The organism is Arhodomonas sp. KWT (assembly GCF_010993615.1).
This window is the reverse complement of sequence record NZ_WNXE01000119.1, coordinates 6,972-8,832: the sequence shown is the minus strand read 5'-3', so window position 1 is coordinate 8,832 and position 1,861 is coordinate 6,972. Positions and strand designations below refer to the sequence as shown.

The window sequence follows — 1,861 nt, the reverse complement described above, 5'->3', positions numbered from 1 at the left end:
GCTCAGCGCTTCATGTAATCGAAGAACTCGCTGTTGGTCTTGGTGTCCTTGAGCTTGTCGAGAAGGAACTCGATGGCGGCGAGCTCATCCATCGGATGGAGGAGCTTGCGCAGGATCCAGACCTTCTGGAGCTCGTCCGGCGTCATCAGCAGCTCCTCGCGGCGGGTGCCCGAGCGATTGATATTGATGGCCGGATAGATCCGCTTCTCCGCGATGCGGCGATCCAGATGGATCTCCATGTTGCCGGTGCCCTTGAACTCCTCGTAGATCACGTCGTCCATGCGTGAACCGGTCTCGACCAGCGAGGTCGCGATGATCGAGAGGCTGCCGCCCTCCTCGACGTTGCGCGCCGCACCGAAGAAGCGCTTGGGCCGGTGCAGGGCGTTGGCGTCGACACCGCCGGTGAGCACCTTGCCGGAGGAGGGCACGACGGTGTTGTAGGCACGGGCGAGACGGGTGATGGAGTCGAGCATGATCACCACGTCCTTCTTGTGCTCGACCAGCCGCTTGGCCTTCTCGATCACCATTTCCGCGACCTGCACGTGGCGGTTCGCCGGCTCGTCGAAGGTGGAGGAGACCACCTCGCCGCGCACGGTGCGCTGCATCTCCGTGACCTCCTCGGGCCGCTCGTCGATGAGCAGCACGATCACGTAGCACTCGGGATAGTTGCTCGTGATCGACTGGGCCATGTTCTGCAGCAGCATGGTCTTGCCCGCCTTCGGCGGAGAGACGATCAGGCCGCGCTGCCCCTTGCCGATGGGCGCGGTGAGGTCGATGACGCGGGCCGTGAGGTCCTCGGTGGAGCCGTTGCCCCGCTCCATGACCATGCGGTCCTTGGCGAACAGCGGGGTAAGGTTCTCAAACAGGACCTTATTCTTCGCCGCGTCCGGGCGCTCGAAGTTGATCTCGTCGACCTTGAGCAGCGCGAAGTAGCGCTCGCCCTCCTTCGGCGGCCGGATCTTGCCGGAGATCGTGTCGCCGGTGCGCAGGCTGAACCGCCGGATCTGGCTCGGGGAGACGTAGATGTCGTCCGGGCCGGCCAGATAGGAGCTGTCCGCCGAGCGCAGGAAGCCGAAGCCGTCCTGGAGGATCTCCAGTACGCCGTTGCCCCAGATGTCCTCGCCCTTCTTGGCCTGGGCCTTGAGGATGGAGAAGATGACGTCCTGCTTGCGGTTGCGGGCCATGCCCTCGATGCCCAGCTCCTGGGCGATCTCCACAAGCTCGGTCGCAGGTTTCTGTTTGAGTTCCGTGAGATTCATCAGCTACTGCTTCATGGATTTGGCCCCGCGCACGGCATCGGCCCGGTCACCATGACCGGCGCACGAATGGCACGGCTGTGAGGTTGTTGCGATCACGGGGCGAGGGGCGGAGCACCCTCGCCGCATCCACCGGTCGTCTTCGATGAAGGCAGTGGCCCGCGAGTACGACGAACGCGCTGCCTCCGCGGCCTCCACGGTTACTGTTGTTCTGTCGTCGTCATGCCGGGGGTACCCTCCCGGAAGGCCGGGCCGGTGGCTCCCCGGACGCGCGCCCGCGCGCCACCACTGACGGCTGCCGCCGGCGCCGCCGCGCTCCCGCGGCGTGCACTGCGCGCAATCACCCGAGCACACTGCCAGGCCCCCATCGCACCGCAGGCATCGGGAAAACCGCGGCGGATGCGCTCACGCCCTGAATCCCTCGGGAGCACCTTGCCGATTACACGAAAAATGCCGCAGGAACATCCGTCGTCTCGGGATTGGGGCTATAAATAAATGGCAGCGCGGATATGGCCAGCTTATGCTGAGCAGTGAGGGAGGCACACGGTGCCGATATCGGTCGTAACCTTAGCCTCCCCCAAAGCGGGTGTCAACGCCGCAGCGGC

The 1,861-nt window shown here is 64.9% G+C and carries 1 protein-coding gene; it reads right to left on the bottom strand.

Features of this window, described 5'->3' with window-relative positions; translation table 11 throughout:
• Nucleotides 1-2: 2 nt before the first annotated feature.
• Nucleotides 3-1,259: a transcription termination factor Rho gene (rho, locus tag G7A99_RS14165; RefSeq protein ID WP_018716545.1), complete on the bottom strand. Its 1,257-nt coding sequence runs from the start codon at nucleotides 1,257-1,259 to the stop codon at nucleotides 3-5.
• Between the last annotated feature and the right edge of the window lie 602 nt (nucleotides 1,260-1,861).

What these genes read in the sequence shown, in the direction of transcription:
- rho (WP_018716545.1), bottom strand. Translation starts at nt 1,259, where the DNA reads ATGAATCTCACGGAACTCAAACAGAAACCTGCGACCGAGCTTGTGGAG.